Annotated in this window: 1 protein-coding gene; it reads right to left on the bottom strand. The window is 66.8% G+C overall.

Translation table 11 applies throughout. The features are described 5' to 3' along the window. Nucleotides 1-138: 138 nt before the first annotated feature. The coding region (locus EN781_RS33665) for an SDR family oxidoreductase (protein WP_127400785.1) at nt 139-648 on the bottom strand (510 nt) is incomplete at its 5' end.

Genomic DNA, 648 nt, shown 5'->3' with positions numbered 1-648 from the left:
GTCCTGAAATCTGCCCGGTCGGCTCTGTCGGCGGCCCGGATGTGTTGCGAGCGGCTTTGGAACCACGATAGACGGTTACAGCGCGCCGCCGCAAGTGCGGGCTTTGGCGGCCATCCGGCCCGTTGCCAGCGATGCCCCCTAACCTACTCCAATGCCGGCCAGGAGGCCGCCATCGATCCTGTAGTCGGCGCCGGTGCAGAAGCTCGCCTTGGAGGAGCACAGGAAGGCGATGAGTTCAGCCACTTCCTCCGGCTCGCCGATGCGGCCGAGCGGATGCGCCTCGCCAAAGCGCTTGAAGGCTGCTTCTATATCGGCGTTCGGGTCGTCGCCGCGCGCGGCCCTTTCGAGGATCGGCGTGCGGATCGAACCCGGGCTGACCGAGTTCACGCGAATGCCCTGGCGGGCATAGTCGAGCGCCAGCGAGCGCGTCAGCGTGTGGATGGCGCCCTTGGTGGTGGCGTAGGCGGCGACATTCTGCTGGCAGGCAGTGCCCTGCACCGAGGCGACGTTGACGATGGCGCCGCCGCCGCGCCTGATCATCTCGGGGATGCCGTAGTGGGCGGTGAGGTAGATGGAACCGACATTGACGGACATCGCCCGGTTCCAGGTCTCGAAGTCGGTGCTGGTCGCGGTGCCATAGGGATGCAC

Origin of the sequence: Mesorhizobium sp. M4A.F.Ca.ET.090.04.2.1 (genome assembly GCF_003999085.1) — a bacterium.
Classification (GTDB): Bacteria; Pseudomonadota; Alphaproteobacteria; order Rhizobiales; family Rhizobiaceae; genus Mesorhizobium.
This window is presented reverse-complemented; position numbering and strand designations above follow the sequence as displayed.